Genomic DNA, 15,412 nt, shown 5'->3' on the forward strand with positions numbered 1-15,412 from the left:
CCGCGATCCGTTCCGCCGCACGGGAGGACCCGTCCCCTGTTGACCTTCTCGGCCGCGCTTCCCGCAGCCGTCGTACGTGTCCCGCGTACGACGGCCGGGCGGTATGCGCTGCGGGTGGTGCTGCTGGTGGGCGGACTGTTCGTGCTCGGACTGCTGTACGGCGGTCAGGCACGGGCCGCCGAGCCGCTGCCGGCGGCCGTGACCGGGGCAGGGGAGAGCGCCCTCGACGGGAGCGCGGCGCCGGGGGCCGACGAGGCCCTGAAGGCCGACGAGTCCCTGAGGATCGGCGACGCCCCGGCTGCCGGGGAGGCTCGGTCCACCGGCGCGCCGCAGCTCCTGGACGACAAGCCCGTACAGCCCGTACAGCCGGTCACCGGGCTCGTGGGGTCGGTGGTCGACGGCCTCGCCGAGGCGCGGGACCGTGCGCGGGAACAGGCCCTGCCGCTGCCGCACCTGCCCGCGCCGCCGCCCGGCCTGGATCTGCCCGGATCGCCGTCCGAGCTGCCCCTGGTACCCGGCACCCCCACGACACCCGAACTGCCCGTGCTGCCCGGCCTCCCGGACGGTTCCGTACCGCCCTCCGGCCAGGCACCGGACCCGGCCACGCCGCCGGCCGCCGCGACCCCCGCGCCTCCGGCGCAGCGGAAGCCGGCCGCCGAGGTGCCCTCGGCCGAGGCGCCCACCGGCGCGCTCTCCGGAGCCGTCCTCCCGGCACCGGACGGGTACGCGGCGCAGCACCCCACCACGCGTTCGCCTCACCGCACGTCCGCGCACGACACCGGAGGTCCGCCGCCGCCCGGGCCCGCGGACGGTGTGCCGGCGAACGGTTCGGCCGGTGACACCGGCTCGCCCAGACACGGGGACGCACACGCCGTGACCCCGGACCACCGGGCGCCGCTGCGGCTGCTGCCCGGCGCCGCCGTGCGGGCCGAGGTGCCCGCGACCCGGGACCGGCACCGGGACATCCCCGTCTTCCCCGGCTAGGGCGGGCCGTACCGCCCCGTCGACCTGCCGCGCGGGGGCGGATCAGGTCTGCCCGCCCGCCCGGACGCCTCCGACGGTCTCCGGACGGAAAGCCGGCGCACCGTATCCCGGACGATTCCCGGTCCTCGGTCCCCTGTCCCGGACCGCGTCCCCGGAGCCGGTGCCGCCATGTCCCAAGTCCCCTGGCGCGAGCCCCGCCGTCGGTCGTCGTCGACCCGGTGCGGGCGGCCCGTGCCGTTCGAAGGAACTGACGCACGCATGAACAAGAACATCCGCCGTTCCATCGTCATCGCCGCCGGAGTGACGGGCGCGTGGGCGCTCGGCTCCACGGTCGCCAACGCCGGCGAGCTGCCTTCCTCCCCGCTGTCCGCACCGGACGCGACGACCGACCTGACGTCCGACCAGTCCCCCGACCGGACGGCCGACGTGGCGGTCGACCTCACCGGCACCCCGGCATCCGGCTCGACCGCAGGCCTGACGAGCGACCTCGCAGGCGGCCTGACGAGCACCCTCACGGCCGACGCCGGCGACACCATCGCCGACGTCACCCGTTCCGCGACCACCGCCACCGCTACCGCCACCGCCACCGCCTCCACCACATCCCCCCTCACCGACCAGGCCGACCGGGCCACCGCCCAGGTGGCACACACCCGCACCACCGCCGAGGGCGAGGCCGCGGCCCGCAAGGCCACCGCGATCCGTGGCGCCGAGGCCATCCAGGGCGCCAGGACCGCGCGCGCCGCGCAGGCGGCCGCCGGGGCGAGGGCCGCCGACACGGCCGGCCGGGCGGTCGACGAGGTCCCCGACCTGCCGCGCACGCCCGAAGGCTTCGTCGACTACCTCTTCGGCCCGCTCTCCGCCTTCGCCCCCGAACTGGAGCAGGCCCTGGCGGCGGCACAGACCCGCCTCCAGGGCACGCGGACCGCGGCCGGAGCCCGGGCGCAGGGCGTCGACGGCGCGATACGGACGCAGGCGCGGCAGACGGCCGCCGCCGCGGGCCGCACCTCGGCGGGCGTGATCTCCACCGCCGGGGCCACGGCGTCGTCCGCGCCGGGCACCGTCACCCCCCTGGCCCAGGAGGCGGCCGCCTCCGCGGTGCCGCCGCTGGCCGTCTACGCCGTCGACGGCGTCAACCCGGTGGCCCGGCACGCGGTGCGGGGTGTGGTCCCGGTGGCCGAACAGGCCGTCGCCGGGGCCAGGACCGTCGTGGGCGGCGTCGCGGCGGACCTCCCGCCCTACGCCGGCGGTCTGGCCGGCCGGGCCGCCGGCGACGTGACGGGGGCCGTCCTGCCGCCCGTGGCGCACGCCGCGGTGCACGGGGCGGTGCCCGTCGCCGGGCAGGCCGTCACGGACGCGGGCGCGCTGGCGTACGGCGTCCAGGGCGACGTGCGGCCCTTCGCCGACGGCGTCGCGGCCGGCGTACCCCCGGTGGCGTACGGCGTCGCCGGACAGGCGGGCGGCTTCGCCGAGGGCGTCACGGCCCAGGTCCCGCCGTTCACGCAGGGCATTCCCGGAACGGTCCGGCCGGCCGTCGACGGGGTCGCCCAGGCCGTCGGCCCGGTCGTCGACGCCGTGGCGCACACCGTCCGTCCGGTCGCCGACGGAGCCGGCCACACCGTCCACGGCGTCGTGGGCGCCGCGACCGCGCTCACGTACGGCACCACGGACGACGTCACCCCGTTCGCGTACGGCGTCGCCGGCGAGGTCACCCCCTTCGCCCACGGTGTGACCGGGCAGGCCGGGCCGTTCGCGCGGGAACTGGGCGGCACCCTGCACGGCACCGCGGGCCCGCTGGCCGGGCACGCGGCCGACGGCGGCCGGGGTCTCGCGCAGGACGCCGTCCCGGGGCACGTGCCCCACCCGAACCACCGGATCTGATCCCGTCCGGTTCCGGATTCCGCGCCCCCACCCCCCGGACGGCCGAAACCCGTCGGTCCGTCCGGAAACGGGGTCGCGGAAGTGAGGACGGGAGGTCCCCATTGGGGTGGGGATCTCCCGTCCGGCCCCGCATCGGGGCTGTTCACGGGGTCTCACCGGGTCCACCCCAGCCCGGTGAGGCCCTGCCTCGCAGCTCACACGCGGCACGCCGTGCCGGTGAGCGCGGCATCATGTGACAGGTATCACCGCTCAGGTGTGACGCCCGATTTAGAGGCCTCCGGGAACCAGCGATAACCTGCGAGACGGACATGCCGCGCGCTCGGACACCGTGTGCGCACCCCCTGTGACACAGCGGTCGTCACGTTGCCCTTCGCGGCACGCCCACGCATCCAACGAACCGCGAGATCACTGATAGGGACGGAAGCGCGTGGACCTGTTCGAGTACCAGGCGAGGGACCTCTTCGCCAAGCACGATGTACCGGTGCTGGCCGGTGAAGTCATCGACACGCCTGAGGCGGCGCGCGCGATCACGGAGCGTCTGGGCGGCAAGTCCGTCGTCAAGGCGCAGGTGAAGGTCGGTGGCCGCGGCAAGGCCGGTGGCGTGAAGCTGGCCGCCTCCGCGGACGAGGCCGTCGCCCGCGCGAACGACATCCTCGGCATGGACATCAAGGGCCACACGGTCCACAAGGTGATGATCGCCGAGACGGCCCCGGAGATCGTCGAGGAGTACTACGTCTCCTACCTCCTCGACCGCGCCAACCGCACCTTCCTCTCCATCGCCTCCGTCGAGGGCGGCATGGAGATCGAGGAGGTCGCGGCCACCCGCCCGGAGGCCGTCGCCAAGACCCCGATCGACCCGATCGACGGTGTGGACGAGGCCAAGGCCCGCGAGATCGTCGAGGCCGCCAAGTTCCCGGCCGAGGTCGCGGACAAGGTCGTGAACGTCCTCGTCAAGCTGTGGGACACCTTCATCAAGTCGGACGCCCTCCTCGTCGAGGTCAACCCGCTGGCGAAGGTCGCCTCCGGCGAGGTCATCGCCCTCGACGGCAAGGTGTCGCTCGACGAGAACGCCGAGTTCCGCCACCCCGAGTACGAGGAGCTCCACGACAAGGACGCGGCCAACCCGCTCGAGGCCGCGGCCAAGGCGAAGGGCCTCAACTACGTCAAGCTCGAGGGCGAGGTCGGCATCATCGGCAACGGCGCGGGTCTCGTCATGAGCACCCTGGACGTCGTCGCCTACGCCGGTGAGAACCACGGCGGCGTCAAGCCCGCCAACTTCCTGGACATCGGTGGCGGTGCCTCCGCCCAGGTGATGGCCAACGGTCTGGAGATCATCCTCGGCGACCCGGACGTCAAGTCCGTGTTCGTCAACGTCTTCGGTGGCATCACCGCCTGCGACGAGGTCGCCAACGGCATCGTCCAGGCCCTCAAGCTGCTGGAGGACCGCGGCGAGAACGTCTCCAAGCCGCTGGTCGTCCGCCTCGACGGCAACAACGCCGAGCTGGGCCGGCAGATCCTCACGGACGCCAACCACCCGCTGGTGCAGCGCGTCGACACCATGGACGGCGCGGCGGACAAGGCCGCCGAGCTGGCCCACGCCGCAAAGTAAGCACTCAGGACGAGGACACAACACACCATGGCTATCTGGCTCAACAAGGACAGCAAGGTCATCGTCCAGGGCATGACCGGCGCCACCGGCATGAAGCACACCAAGCTCATGCTGGGTGACGGCACCGAGGTCGTGGGCGGCGTCAACCCGCGCAAGGCGGGCACCACCGTGGACTTCGACGGCACCGAGGTACCGGTCTTCGGCACCGTCAAGGAGGCCATCGAGGCCACCGGCGCCAACGTCTCCGTCATCTTCGTGCCGGAGAAGTTCACCAAGGACGCGGTCGTCGAGGCCATCGACGCCGAGATCCCGCTGGCCGTCGTGATCACCGAGGGCATCGCCGTGCACGACACGGCCGCCTTCTGGTCGTACGCCGGCAAGAAGGGCAACAAGACCCGCATCATCGGCCCGAACTGCCCCGGCATCATCACCCCGGGCCAGTCGAACGTCGGCATCATCCCGGGCGACATCACCAAGCCGGGCCGTATCGGCCTGGTCTCGAAGTCCGGCACGCTGACGTACCAGATGATGTACGAGCTGCGTGACATCGGCTTCTCCACGGCCGTCGGCATCGGTGGCGACCCGATCATCGGCACCACGCACATCGACGCCCTGGCCGCCTTCCAGGACGACCCCGACACCGACCTGATCGTCATGATCGGCGAGATCGGCGGCGACGCCGAGGAGCGGGCAGCGGACTTCATCGCGAAGAACGTGACCAAGCCTGTCGTGGGCTACGTCGCGGGCTTCACCGCGCCCGAGGGCAAGACCATGGGCCACGCCGGCGCCATCGTCTCCGGCTCCTCCGGCACCGCCCAGGCGAAGAAGGAGGCCCTGGAGGCCGCCGGTGTCAAGGTCGGCAAGACGCCGACCGAGACCGCCAAGCTCGCCCGCGAGATCCTCGCCGGCTGACGCCCCGAGGCGACACGAGGCCCGCACCCCGTCGGGGGTGCGGGCCTCGCGCGTTGTTCCGGGGACCTGACCCGGGGACGTCTCAGCGGGCCGTGGGCAGCAGCCGCTCCGGTCCGTTCGCCGCCTCGCGCCGCAGCTTGGCGCGCAGCTTCAGCTCGGCCTGCGACAGCGGGCCGGGCGCCGCCTTCGGGGGCAGGCCCCGCACGGTCTCGCCGGGCGCCACCGGGGGCTCGTAGTGCGTGGGGGCGCTGCGCACGGTCAGCGCGGTGGCGCCGATGATCGCGACGGTGAAGGCGATCGCGGCCCGCGTCCAGAACCGTGCCCGCCGCTCGCTGCCCGCCCGTACGGCCGTCGGCCGGGCGGCCCGCAGCCGTTCCGCGGAGGCCAGCTCGGCCAGGCGCCGGCCGAGCGTGGTGGGGTCGGAGAGCTCGGGCAGCCGCGCGGCGACGGCCTCGCGGGCGTGCACCAGCCGACGCGCGGCGGCCGGGGTGCTCGCCTCCGTCTCCGCCGCGGTCTCCGGCAGCCGCAGCCCCACGCCGTCGTGCAGGACCAGCGTGCGGCGGTACGGCGGCGGCAGCGTCAGCAGCGCGTCCAGCAGCGCCCGGTCGGAGGCGTCGGCGGGGGGCGGCTCGGGGTGCCGGTAGCGGGGACGGAAGCGGTGCCAGGGGGAGAGGGCGTACTCGTACGCGGCCGACCGCACCCAGCCCGCCGGGTCGGGGTCCACGGCGACCTCGGGCCAACGGTCCCAGGCCAGCTGGAACGCCTGCTCGACCGCCTCCCGGGCCAGCTCCCGCCGGCCGCTGAGCAGATAGGTCTGGCGTACGAGCGCGGGGGCGCAGAACGCGTACAGCGCGTCGAAGGCCTGAGACGGCGTCAGCGACGACCCACCGGCCCCGGCGTCCTCTTCCCGCCCCTCGGCGGCGACGGACCCGGTCTGTTCCCGCCCCTCGGCGGCGACGGGCCCGGTCTGTTCCCGCCCCTCGGCCGCGACTGGCTCCGGCCCCTCCGCCACCTCGGCCGCGACGGGCACGGTCTGTTCCCGCACCTCGGCCGCGACGGGCTCCGGCCCCTCCGCCACCTCAGCCGCGACGGGCCCGGACTGTTCCCGCCCCTCGGCCGCGACGGGCTCCGGCCCCTCCACCACCTCGGCCGCGACGGGCCCGGACTGTCCGCGCGTCACGGCCACGACGGGAATGGACTGCTGACCCGCCGTCACCCCGGTGGTCTCCGCGTCGCCCGGAAGCGCGGTCCGCTCGTCGCCCGGACGGGTGAACGAGGCGAGCAGCCTGGCGTACGCCTCGCCCTTGCGGCCCCGCGGAGCCGTACGCCCGCTCTCCCACGCGCGCACGGTCTCGCGGGTGACCCCCACCCGCCGGGCCAGCTGACCCTGGGTCAGCGAACCGGCCTCACGCAGGCGTCGGCGTTCCTTCGGGGGCGGGAGAGGGGGCGTGGGGCTCTGCGTCACAGCACGCCCCTTCGAGCGATAAAGAACATGAAACACATATTGGGTGACACGTCGGAAGTTCGCCTGTTGCGACGGGAATGCGTGTGACGTTGGGAGCATGGCGGGCGTGATCCAGATGACAGCCCGCCGGCCGCCGTTGTCGCTCGTGCTCGCCCGGATGCGCAGACGTACGTCCGGAGCGGTCGCCGGTGTCCTGGGCGGCGCGCTGGCGGCGGGCCTGGGCCTCGGGACGTTCACCGTTCCGGTGATGCTGCTCTGGATCAGCTCGCCGTACCCCGACAGCGGTCCCGGCGGCGCCCTGAACGTCGCGGCCTCGCTGTGGCTGCTCGGGCACGGCGCCGAACTGGTCCGCGCCGACACCCTCTCCGGTGTGCCCGCCCCGGTGGGCCTCACCCCGCTGCTGCTGCTCGCCCTGCCGCTGTGGCTGCTGCACCGGGCGGCCCGGGACGCGGTGGAAGCGGGCGAGGACGGGCCTCCGGTCGACTGGCGCACCGCGTGGGCCGGGGTGGTCCTCGGCTATCTCGCGGTCGCCGCGCCCGTCGCGCTGTACGCCGCCGCGGGCGGCCTGCGGCCCCACTGGCCCTGGACCGGCGTCTGTCTGCCGCTGGTGGTGACGGCGGCGGCCGGGGCCGGGGTCTGGACGGCGTACGGCCGGCCGCGCGACATCCTCGACGGCCTGCTGCTCCTGCTGCCGCCCGGCCCGCGACGGGTCGCCCTGGACCCGGGGGCCCGCGAGGGACTGGGCACGGCGGCCCGGGCCGCGGCGGCGGGCCTCGCCGTGCACCTCGGCGGGGGCGCGCTGCTGGTCGGGGCCTCGCTGGTGTGGCACGGGGACGCGGCCCGCGCGTCCTTCGCGCAGCTCACGGAGGGCTGGTCGGGCCGGTTCGCGGTGCTGCTGATCTGTCTCGCCCTGCTGCCCAACGCCGCGATCTGGGCGGCCTGCTACGCCCTGGGCCCCGGATTCGCCCTGGCCGTCGGCCATGTGACGCACCCTCTGTCCTCCGACCCCGCCCCGCTGCTGCCGCCCTTCCCGCTCCTGGCGGCGGTTCCGGAGGCGGGCCCCGGCACGGCCCCGAACTGGGCGGCCGCGGCGGTGCCGCTGGCGGCCGGGGTGACGGTCGGCTGGTTCACGGCCCGCGCCGCCGAGCCCGAGGAGGCGTCGGAGGATCATCCCTGGCCGGTCAGGCGGCTCGCGCGCGTCACCGGGCTCGCGGTCGCCCTGTGCGCGCTGGGCCTCGCGGCGGCGTCGGCGCTGTCCGGCGGCTCCCTCGGGGTGGCCGCACTCGCCCGCTTCGGTCCGGTGTGGTGGCAGACCGGACCGGCGGCGCTGCTCTGGGGGGCGCTGGTCGCGCTCCCGGTGGCCCTGGGCGCACAGACATGGCGCTCCCGGGGCCGCGTCCCGCGCGCCCTGAGGATCGCCGGACAGCGGGCCGGGACCGTGAAGCCGTCCGCGCGGCCGACCGCACGGCCCGAGGCCGAGCCCGTGCCCCGGTCCCGGCGGACGACCGGCCTCTACGACGCCGAGGCCCCGGACCCGTTCGGCGACGGGGCGCCGCCCTCCGCCCCCGACGACAGCTCGGACGGATACCCGGCCTTCGGGCCGTACGACTTCCTCCCCGCCGACCCCGGACCGGAGCCGCCCGCCTGGCACGACCTCACCCGGGAGGCCCGCTGGGCGGCCCTGAGGGAAGCGGCCATGCCCCGGGACACCCCCGAGGCCGCACCCCGTGACGCCCCCGAGGCCCGCCCCCGGGACACCCTGGAGGCCGCACCCCGGGACACCCCGGAAGCCGTGCCCGGGGGCACCCCGGAAGTCCCGCCCCGGGACGACACCCCGTAGGCGCCCGGCCCCGAACCACGGGGAGCGCTAGCGGTCGACTCCCAGCACCCCGCGCAGCTCCTCCGGCAGGAGGTCGCTGCACGACTGCTTCGCCTCGTTGGTGAGGGCGTCCTGGGTGCAGGTGTAGTAGTCGCGGTAGACCAGCTGTGCGGTGAAGGACGCGCCGACCAGGGCGATGGCCAGGGACGCCGTCACCAGGCCGCCGACGGCGGCGGTGGTCCGGGGGCGGCCCGGCGGCGCCGCCGTCGGCGCGGGCTGGTCGGGGTCGGGGGTACGGGGCTTGGCGCGCAGCGAGCTGATGCCCCAGTACAGGGAGAGCGCGCCCAGCATCAGGCCGACGTAGGGCCAGCCGAAGAGGGCGAAGAAGAAGGCCCACATACCGGAGAGCAGCGCGTAGCGAGCGCGGCGCTGGGCGGGGTCGGTGGGGTCCCAGCGCGGGCCGGGGCCGGGCCTGCCGCCGCCGGGGCCGCCGTCCTGGTCGCCGCGGGGCCGGTCGCCGAAGCCGCCGGGGGAGCGGCCGGGCTGGCGGTCGCTCCACTGACTGCCCCACGGGGAGTCGTCGTCCCGGCCGTCGCCGCCCCGGTCCTCGCCCCGGCCGTCGCCGGAGGACGGGTGCCGCGGCTGCCACGGCCGGTCGGGCGTGCCCTCGGGCGGCGGGGCGAAGGGGTTGTCGTCCTGGTCCCGGCCACCGCGGCCGCCGCCCTCGGGACCGCCCGAAGGCGCGTCCGGCGGCGAGGAGGGGCTCTCCCGCCACAGCAGGCCGCCGCGCTCCCCGCCCCGCGCGGACCGCGGGGGGAGCGTGAGAAGTCGCAGGCTTCGGTCCGGCATCAAAGTGGGCGTCTTCCCCTTGGTGATAAACGACTGGTGGCAACGACTGACGGCTACGGGCCGACCGGGTCCGTCGACTGCTCAACGCACCGCGCGCGAGGCGCGTTCCCGGCCCGGCTCCTCCCAGACGCTACCCCCCGGCCACGCCCCCGTCCCGTGGGGGCCGTCCGGAGTGCCGGTATCGTTGCTGACGGCCGCCCGCTTCGTAGGCTTCCCCGTATCGGGAGACCCGAAGCATTCGTACGAACGTACAAGTATGACGGACGTGCGACCCCGGCCGGTTACAGACGCACCCCCGAGAAAGGGCCCCACCGTGGCCGCCAAGCCCGTGGCCAAGCGCCTCGTCGTGCTGGTCTCCGGATCCGGCACCAACCTCCAGGCGCTGCTCGACGAGATCGAGGCCGTCGGCCCCGGGTCCTACGGCGCCGAGATCGTGGCCGTAGGCGCCGACCGCCCGGACATCGAGGGGCTCGCCCGCGCCGAGCGCGCCGGGCTGCCGACCTTCGTGTGCCGGGTCAAGGACTTCGGGACCCGCGAGGAGTGGGACGCCGCCCTCGCCGAGGCCGTGTCCGCGTACGAACCCGATCTGGTGGTCTCCGCCGGGTTCATGAAGATCGTCGGCAAGGAGTTCCTGGCCCGCTTCGGCGGCCGGTTCGTGAACACCCACCCGGCGCTCCTCCCCAGTTTTCCCGGAGCCCACGGTGTGCGCGACGCGCTCGCCTACGGCGCCCGGGTCACCGGCTGCACCGTCCACTTCGTCGACGACGGCGTCGACACCGGCCCGATCATCGCCCAGGGCGTGGTGGAGGTCCGGGACGAGGACGACGAGAGCGCTCTGCACGAGCGCATCAAGGAAGTCGAGCGAAGGCTGCTCGTCGACGTCGTGGGGCGCCTGGCGCGCGACGGCTATCGCATCGAGGGACGAAAGGTAGTAATCCAGTGACCGCCGAGAGCAACAAGAGGCCGATTCGCCGGGCGCTCGTCAGCGTCTACGACAAGACCGGGCTCGAGGACCTCGCGCGTGGGCTGCACGAGGCGGGTGTCGAGCTCGTCTCCACCGGCTCCACCGCCGGGCGCATCGCCGCGGCGGGCGTCCCCGTCACCAAGGTCGAGGAGCTGACCGGCTTCCCCGAGTGCCTGGACGGTCGGGTCAAGACGCTGCACCCCCGGGTGCACGCGGGCATCCTCGCCGACCTGCGGCTGGACAGCCACCGCGAGCAGCTCGCCGAGCTGGGTGTCGAGCCGTTCGACCTGGTGGTCGTGAACCTCTACCCGTTCCGCGAGACCGTCGCCTCGGGTGCCACGCCCGACGAGTGCGTCGAGCAGATCGACATCGGCGGCCCGTCCATGGTCCGCGCCGCCGCGAAGAACCACCCCTCCGTCGCCGTGGTCACCAGCCCCGAGCGGTACACCGACGTCCTCGCGGCCGTGAAGGACGGCGGCTTCGACCTCGCCGCCCGCAAGCGGCTCGCGGGGGAGGCCTTCCAGCACACCGCCGCCTACGACGTGGCCGTCGCGAGCTGGTTCGCCTCCGAGTACGCGCCCGTCGACGAGTCGCGGTTCCCCGACTTCCTGGGCGCCACCTGGGAGCGCAAGAACACCCTGCGCTACGGCGAGAACCCGCACCAGCCCGCCGCCCTCTACGTCGACGGCAGCGGCGCCGGCCTCGCCGAGGCCGAGCAGCTGCACGGCAAGGAGATGTCGTACAACAACTACACGGACACGGACGCCGCCCGCCGTGCCGCGTACGACCACGACGAGCCGGCCGTGGCGATCATCAAGCACGCCAACCCGTGCGGCATCGCGGTCGGCGCGGACGTCGCCGAGGCGCACCGCAAGGCGCACGCCTGCGACCCGCTGTCCGCGTTCGGCGGTGTGATCGCCGTCAACCGCCCGGTCAGCAGGGAGATGGCCGAGCAGGTCGCGGAGATCTTCACCGAGGTCATCGTGGCGCCGGACTACGAGGAGGGCGCCCTGGAGGCGCTCGCCAAGAAGAAGAACATCCGGGTGCTGAAGGCCCCGGCCGCGCCCGCGGCCCCGGTCGAGCTCAAGCCCGTCGACGGCGGCGCGCTGCTCCAGGTCACCGACCGCCTCCAGGCCGACGGCGACGACCCGGCCAACTGGACCCTGGCGACGGGCGAGGCGCTGTCCGCCGAGGAGCTGGCCGAGCTGTCCTTCGCCTGGAAGGCCTGCCGCGCGGTGAAGTCCAACGCCATCCTGCTCGCCAAGGACGGTGCCTCGGTGGGCGTCGGCATGGGCCAGGTCAACCGCGTCGACTCCGCCAAGCTGGCCGTCGAGCGCGCGGGCGCCGAGCGCGCCCAGGGCTCCTACGCCGCCTCCGACGCCTTCTTCCCCTTCCCCGACGGCCTGGAGATCCTGGTCGCGGCCGGGGTGAAGGCCGTGGTGCAGCCGGGCGGTTCGGTCCGTGACGAGCTGGTCGTGGAGGCCGCGAAGAAGGCGGGCGTCACGATGTACTTCACGGGGACGCGCCACTTCTTCCACTGACGCGCCCGGACGCAGGGAGGGTACCCCCGGACCGGGGACACCCTCCCTGTTCCGTCCCGCGCCGTCCTGTGTCAGGAGGCGCAGCCGGTGCCGTTGTACGAGGCGTACATCCACTTGTTGTTGTGGAAGAAGCGGTACTTGCCGTTCGCGGCCCGGTAGATGTCGAAGTAGTACCGGGAGCCGTGGTAGCGCAGCTTGTAGCGGGTGCTCGCGTTGGAGCTGTACGCCCGGTACTCCAGCTCGCCCGCGCCGGTCGAGGCGTTCCACTTCTCGTCGGCGGCACCGAAGGTCCTCTTGCCGACGATGCCGTCCTGCGTCAGCCCCCAGGCCCTCTGGAGCTGCTTGGTGGCGTACTTGGTGTTCGGGCCGAACTCCCCGTCGATGTCCGACTTGTCGTAGAGGGTGCCGTCGCTCTCCTTGACGCCCTCCGCGTAGAGGATGATCTGCCAGAAGCAGGTCGCGTTGGACGTGCTGTGCGAGGAGGTCGAGAGGTTCCCCTCGTCGCCGAAGTCGTCGTAGAACGTTCCGCTGCCGCTGACGTACCCGTCGGATGCGGCGGCGGAGGCCGGCGAGGCGCCCAGCGCCAGGGCCCCGGCTGCCAGGGCTGCTACGGCGCCGGTGGTGACACGGGCCCGGGTGGTCCGCATGTTCATGGTTCTTCCTTCCCCCTTGGTATGGCCTGGTACGGCCGGCCCGGGCGTCCGGGGCATGACAACCCCAGGGGCGCTCGCGGGTGCGTACGGCGTGGCCGGTGGTGCGGCTCTCGGCCAACCGCCGTTGTGCGTCCAGACGTCCCCGGGCGCCCGTCCGGTTGCACCGGGAGGGCGCCGATTGCGCGGCCGCGCGAAGTGTCCCGATACGCACCGAGGGCCGTACCCCCGGCGGGGGTACGGCCCTCGAGTGTTGGCGAAACGATTCAGTAGCGCGGGCGGTTGAACCAGGCCGAGCCCGCCTGGTTGCCGACGAACACGGCGACCAGGATGGCGAGGACGGTGTGGACGAGGCCGACCACGATGAACGGGTAGAGGCCCAGGATCGCCGTGATGATGGCGAACACCAGGATCGTGATGCGCGCGCCGTTGCCGCCGCTGCCGAACTTCAGCGCCAGCACGAGCGCGAACACGCCCCAGGCCAGGGCGAACGCGGTCAGACCCCACAGCATGCCGGCCGAGTAGTCGGCGAGCTGCTGGAAGGCGGCGTCGTCCTTGAGCCGCTCGTCGTCCTGCGCGGCCTTGACGCTCGCGGCCGAGAACGCGAACAGGGCCGTGCCCAGGAGCTGGAAGCCCACGATGATCCACAGCAGGATGCGGGCCGTGCTCACCGTGCCCGGCATCGACGTCGGCGCCTGCGGGGCGTAGCCGCCGACCGGCGGGGCGGCCGGGTAGCCGTAGCCGGGCTGCTGCGGCTGGCCGTAACCGGGCTGGCCGTAGCCCTGCTGGCCCTGGGGGGCGCCATAGGGGTTGTTGGGATCGCCGAAACTCATGGCGCTGTTTCCTCCGTTGTTTCCGAGTGCGGGGACGAGGCGCGGCACTGTGCGGAGGAGAGTTCGACAGATGCGGTTGGTCCCCCCGGTACTGTCCGCGGCACTGTGCCGCTCATCGTTCTTCAGCGGCCGAGGCCTTGTCCAGCCGGGGAGCGGAGGTGTTGTGCAAGTGCAACCTCGTCGATCTTGGGCGCAAGCGGGCGTATCGCCGGCCGGGGCACCCGCGCGGACCCGGATTGGAACCAGGGGGCGGTCATCCGGGAGGATGGGGTCATGACCGCCCAGATTCTCGATGGCAAGGCCACCGCAGCCGCGATCAAGTCCGATCTGACCGCCCGCGTGGCGGCGCTGAAGGAGAAGGGCGTCACGCCCGGCCTCGGCACCATTCTCGTGGGGGAGGACCCCGGCAGCCAGAAGTACGTCGCCGGCAAGCACCGCGACTGCGCGGAGGTCGGCATCGCCTCCATCCAGCGCGAACTGCCCGCCACGGCCACCCAGGAGGAGATCGAGACGGTCGTCCGGGAGCTCAACGAGGACCCGGCCTGCACCGGTTACATCGTCCAGCTGCCGCTGCCCCGCGGCATCGACGAGAACCGCATCCTGGAGCTGATGGACCCGGCCAAGGACGCCGACGGTCTGCACCCGATGAACCTCGGCCGGCTCGTCCTCAACGAGCCCGCCCCGCTGCCCTGCACCCCCAACGGCGTCCTCACCCTGCTGCGCCGTTACGGCGTGGAGATCAAGGGCGCCGAGGTCGTGGTCGTCGGCCGCGGTGTGACCATCGGGCGCCCGATGCCGCTGCTGCTGACCCGCCGCAGCGAGAACGCCACCGTGACCCAGTGCCACACCGGCACCCGCGACCTGTCGGCCCACCTCAAGCGCGCCGACGTCATCGTCGCCGCCGCCGGTTCCGCCCATCTGATCCGCGCCGAGGACGTCAAGCCGGGCGCGGCCGTCCTCGACGTCGGTGTCTCCCGCAGCGCCGAGGGCAGGATCGTCGGCGACGTCCACCCGGACGTGCGCGAGGTGGCCGGCTGGGTCTCCCCCAACCCCGGCGGTGTCGGCCCCATGACCCGGGCCCAGCTGCTGGTCAACGTCGTCGAGGCGGCGGAGCGCAGTGTCGGACGGTAGGAACCCCGAGAGCGACGGGCCCCAGGTACGGGACGCGGTCAGCGCGCCCGACGCCGAGGGGCACCCGCGCCGTACGACCCGGCGCTTCCCCCGGACCACCGCGGACACCGCGCGGCCCGAGGGCGGGGGCAGGGCCGCCTCCGGTGCCGCGCCCGCGCCCGCCCGGCAGTGGCCGATGCTCGTCGTGCTCGGCACGGTCGCAGCCGGTCTGCTGGTCACCGCGCTGGACCGCTTCCGCGTCGGCACGCTGCTGATCGGCGCCGCCCTGCTCGGCGGGGCGCTGCTGCGCTGGCTGCTGCCCGGCGTCGGCATGCTCGCCGTGCGCTCCCGCTTCACGGACATCGTCACGTACGGGGTGCTGGGGCTGGCGATCGTGCTGCTGGCGCTGATGGTCCAGCCGGATCCGTGGCTGGAGGTCCCGTTCCTGAAGGACACCCTGCACTTCACGGTCGACGGCTGACCGCGGCGCGTCCCGCGACCTCTCAGGAGGCGGCGGGACGCGTGAGGTCACGTATCCGTGTCCGTTGTGTCGATGTATTGACAAGTTCGCGGACGCGCTCCGCGGGCTCGACGTCCCTGGACGTTTCGTCCTGGACCGGGACGTTCCCGGACGTCCTGAACGCCTGCGTGGGCCGATTTACCAGGGGGTTGCCGCCGCGCCCCGACGAAGTCGGTGGAACACTGGACCGCGGGCCGGACGGCGTGCAACGGTGCATCGCCACAGGTCCGGACGCTCCCGTGCGCCCCCACCCCGGGAACTGAGATCCTGAGCGGGCG

13 protein-coding genes are annotated in these 15,412 nt (G+C 74.0%); 9 read left to right on the forward strand and 4 right to left on the reverse strand.

The window, feature by feature from the left end:
- The first annotated feature begins 39 nt into the window (after window positions 1-39).
- From ACFYR0_RS00300 to sucD, 4 genes are all read left to right on the forward strand, one after another.
- A complete protein-coding gene (locus tag ACFYR0_RS00300) occupies window positions 40-984 on the forward strand; it encodes a hypothetical protein (RefSeq protein WP_389319859.1) in 945 nt (314 codons plus the stop codon).
- A gap of 258 nt (window positions 985-1,242) precedes the next feature.
- Window positions 1,243-2,862 (forward strand): hypothetical protein, encoded by a 1,620-nt coding sequence (locus ACFYR0_RS00305; protein WP_389319862.1) that lies wholly within the window; start codon window positions 1,243-1,245, stop codon window positions 2,860-2,862.
- A gap of 427 nt (window positions 2,863-3,289) precedes the next feature.
- Window positions 3,290-4,471, forward strand: coding sequence for an ADP-forming succinate--CoA ligase subunit beta (gene sucC, locus ACFYR0_RS00310; RefSeq protein ID WP_389319865.1), 1,182 nt, complete (start codon window positions 3,290-3,292; stop codon window positions 4,469-4,471).
- A 27-nt stretch (window positions 4,472-4,498) separates the two neighbouring features.
- Entirely contained in the window at window positions 4,499-5,383 is an 885-nt protein-coding gene (sucD, locus tag ACFYR0_RS00315) for a succinate--CoA ligase subunit alpha (protein ID WP_386377411.1), read from the forward strand.
- 82 nt (window positions 5,384-5,465) lie between these two features.
- Here the strand turns inward: sucD and ACFYR0_RS00320 are convergent, their stop codons facing one another.
- Entirely contained in the window at window positions 5,466-6,848 is a 1,383-nt protein-coding gene (locus ACFYR0_RS00320; protein ID WP_389319868.1) for a helix-turn-helix domain-containing protein, read from the reverse strand.
- A gap of 97 nt (window positions 6,849-6,945) precedes the next feature.
- Here ACFYR0_RS00320 and ACFYR0_RS00325 point away from each other — a divergent pair, with 97 nt between their 5' ends.
- Entirely contained in the window at window positions 6,946-8,688 is a 1,743-nt protein-coding gene (locus tag ACFYR0_RS00325; RefSeq protein WP_389319871.1) for a DUF6350 family protein, read from the forward strand.
- Between the two features lie 27 nt (window positions 8,689-8,715).
- Here ACFYR0_RS00325 and ACFYR0_RS00330 read toward each other — a convergent pair whose 3' ends face one another.
- A complete protein-coding gene (locus tag ACFYR0_RS00330) occupies window positions 8,716-9,516 on the reverse strand; it encodes a hypothetical protein (RefSeq protein WP_389319874.1) in 801 nt (266 codons plus the stop codon).
- 313 nt (window positions 9,517-9,829) lie between these two features.
- On the opposite strand from ACFYR0_RS00330, the gene purN reads away from it, so the two are divergent.
- Both purN and purH read left to right on the forward strand, forming a co-directional pair.
- Window positions 9,830-10,459: a phosphoribosylglycinamide formyltransferase gene (gene purN, locus ACFYR0_RS00335; RefSeq protein ID WP_389319877.1), complete on the forward strand. Its 630-nt coding sequence runs from the start codon at window positions 9,830-9,832 to the stop codon at window positions 10,457-10,459.
- Window positions 10,456-12,021 (forward strand): bifunctional phosphoribosylaminoimidazolecarboxamide formyltransferase/IMP cyclohydrolase, encoded by a 1,566-nt coding sequence (gene purH / locus ACFYR0_RS00340; RefSeq protein ID WP_389319880.1) that lies wholly within the window; start codon window positions 10,456-10,458, stop codon window positions 12,019-12,021. Before purN ends, purH begins: the two co-directional genes overlap by 4 nt.
- Before the next feature lie 71 nt (window positions 12,022-12,092).
- Here purH and ACFYR0_RS00345 read toward each other — a convergent pair whose 3' ends face one another.
- Together ACFYR0_RS00345 and ACFYR0_RS00350 are read right to left on the reverse strand one after the other, a co-directional pair.
- Complete coding sequence (locus tag ACFYR0_RS00345; protein ID WP_389319883.1) at window positions 12,093-12,674, reverse strand: peptidoglycan-binding protein; 582 nt, start codon at window positions 12,672-12,674, stop codon at window positions 12,093-12,095.
- 263 nt (window positions 12,675-12,937) lie between these two features.
- Entirely contained in the window at window positions 12,938-13,504 is a 567-nt protein-coding gene (locus ACFYR0_RS00350) for a hypothetical protein (RefSeq protein WP_389319885.1), read from the reverse strand.
- Window positions 13,505-13,777: 273 nt separating this feature from the next.
- Between ACFYR0_RS00350 and ACFYR0_RS00355 the strand changes: the two genes are divergently transcribed.
- Window positions 13,778-14,635 carry a bifunctional methylenetetrahydrofolate dehydrogenase/methenyltetrahydrofolate cyclohydrolase gene (locus ACFYR0_RS00355; RefSeq protein WP_389319888.1) on the forward strand — a complete coding sequence of 286 codons (858 nt, stop codon included), beginning with the start codon at window positions 13,778-13,780 and terminating at the stop codon, window positions 14,633-14,635.
- Window positions 14,622-15,095, forward strand: coding sequence for a DUF3017 domain-containing protein (locus tag ACFYR0_RS00360; RefSeq protein ID WP_389319891.1), 474 nt, complete (start codon window positions 14,622-14,624; stop codon window positions 15,093-15,095). The genes ACFYR0_RS00355 and ACFYR0_RS00360 overlap by 14 nt, the downstream gene beginning before the upstream one ends.
- The last annotated feature ends 317 nt before the right edge of the window (window positions 15,096-15,412 follow it).

The organism is Streptomyces sp. NPDC005017, from assembly GCF_042873115.1.
Taxonomy (GTDB): domain Bacteria; phylum Actinomycetota; class Actinomycetes; order Streptomycetales; family Streptomycetaceae; genus Streptomyces.

Excerpts from the sequence above, each read along its gene's own strand:
- ACFYR0_RS00325 (WP_389319871.1), top strand. The coding sequence starts at position 6,946 with ATGGCGGGCGTGATCCAGATGACAGCCCGCCGGCCGCCGTTGTCGCTC.
- ACFYR0_RS00345 (WP_389319883.1), bottom strand. The coding sequence starts at position 12,674 with ATGAACATGCGGACCACCCGGGCCCGTGTCACCACCGGCGCCGTAGCA.
- ACFYR0_RS00330 (WP_389319874.1), bottom strand. The coding sequence starts at position 9,516 with ATGCCGGACCGAAGCCTGCGACTTCTCACGCTCCCCCCGCGGTCCGCG.
- ACFYR0_RS00305 (WP_389319862.1), top strand. The coding sequence starts at position 1,243 with ATGAACAAGAACATCCGCCGTTCCATCGTCATCGCCGCCGGAGTGACG.
- ACFYR0_RS00350 (WP_389319885.1), bottom strand. The coding sequence starts at position 13,504 with ATGAGTTTCGGCGATCCCAACAACCCCTATGGCGCCCCCCAGGGCCAG.
- ACFYR0_RS00355 (WP_389319888.1), top strand. The coding sequence starts at position 13,778 with ATGACCGCCCAGATTCTCGATGGCAAGGCCACCGCAGCCGCGATCAAG.
- sucD (WP_386377411.1), top strand. The coding sequence starts at position 4,499 with ATGGCTATCTGGCTCAACAAGGACAGCAAGGTCATCGTCCAGGGCATG.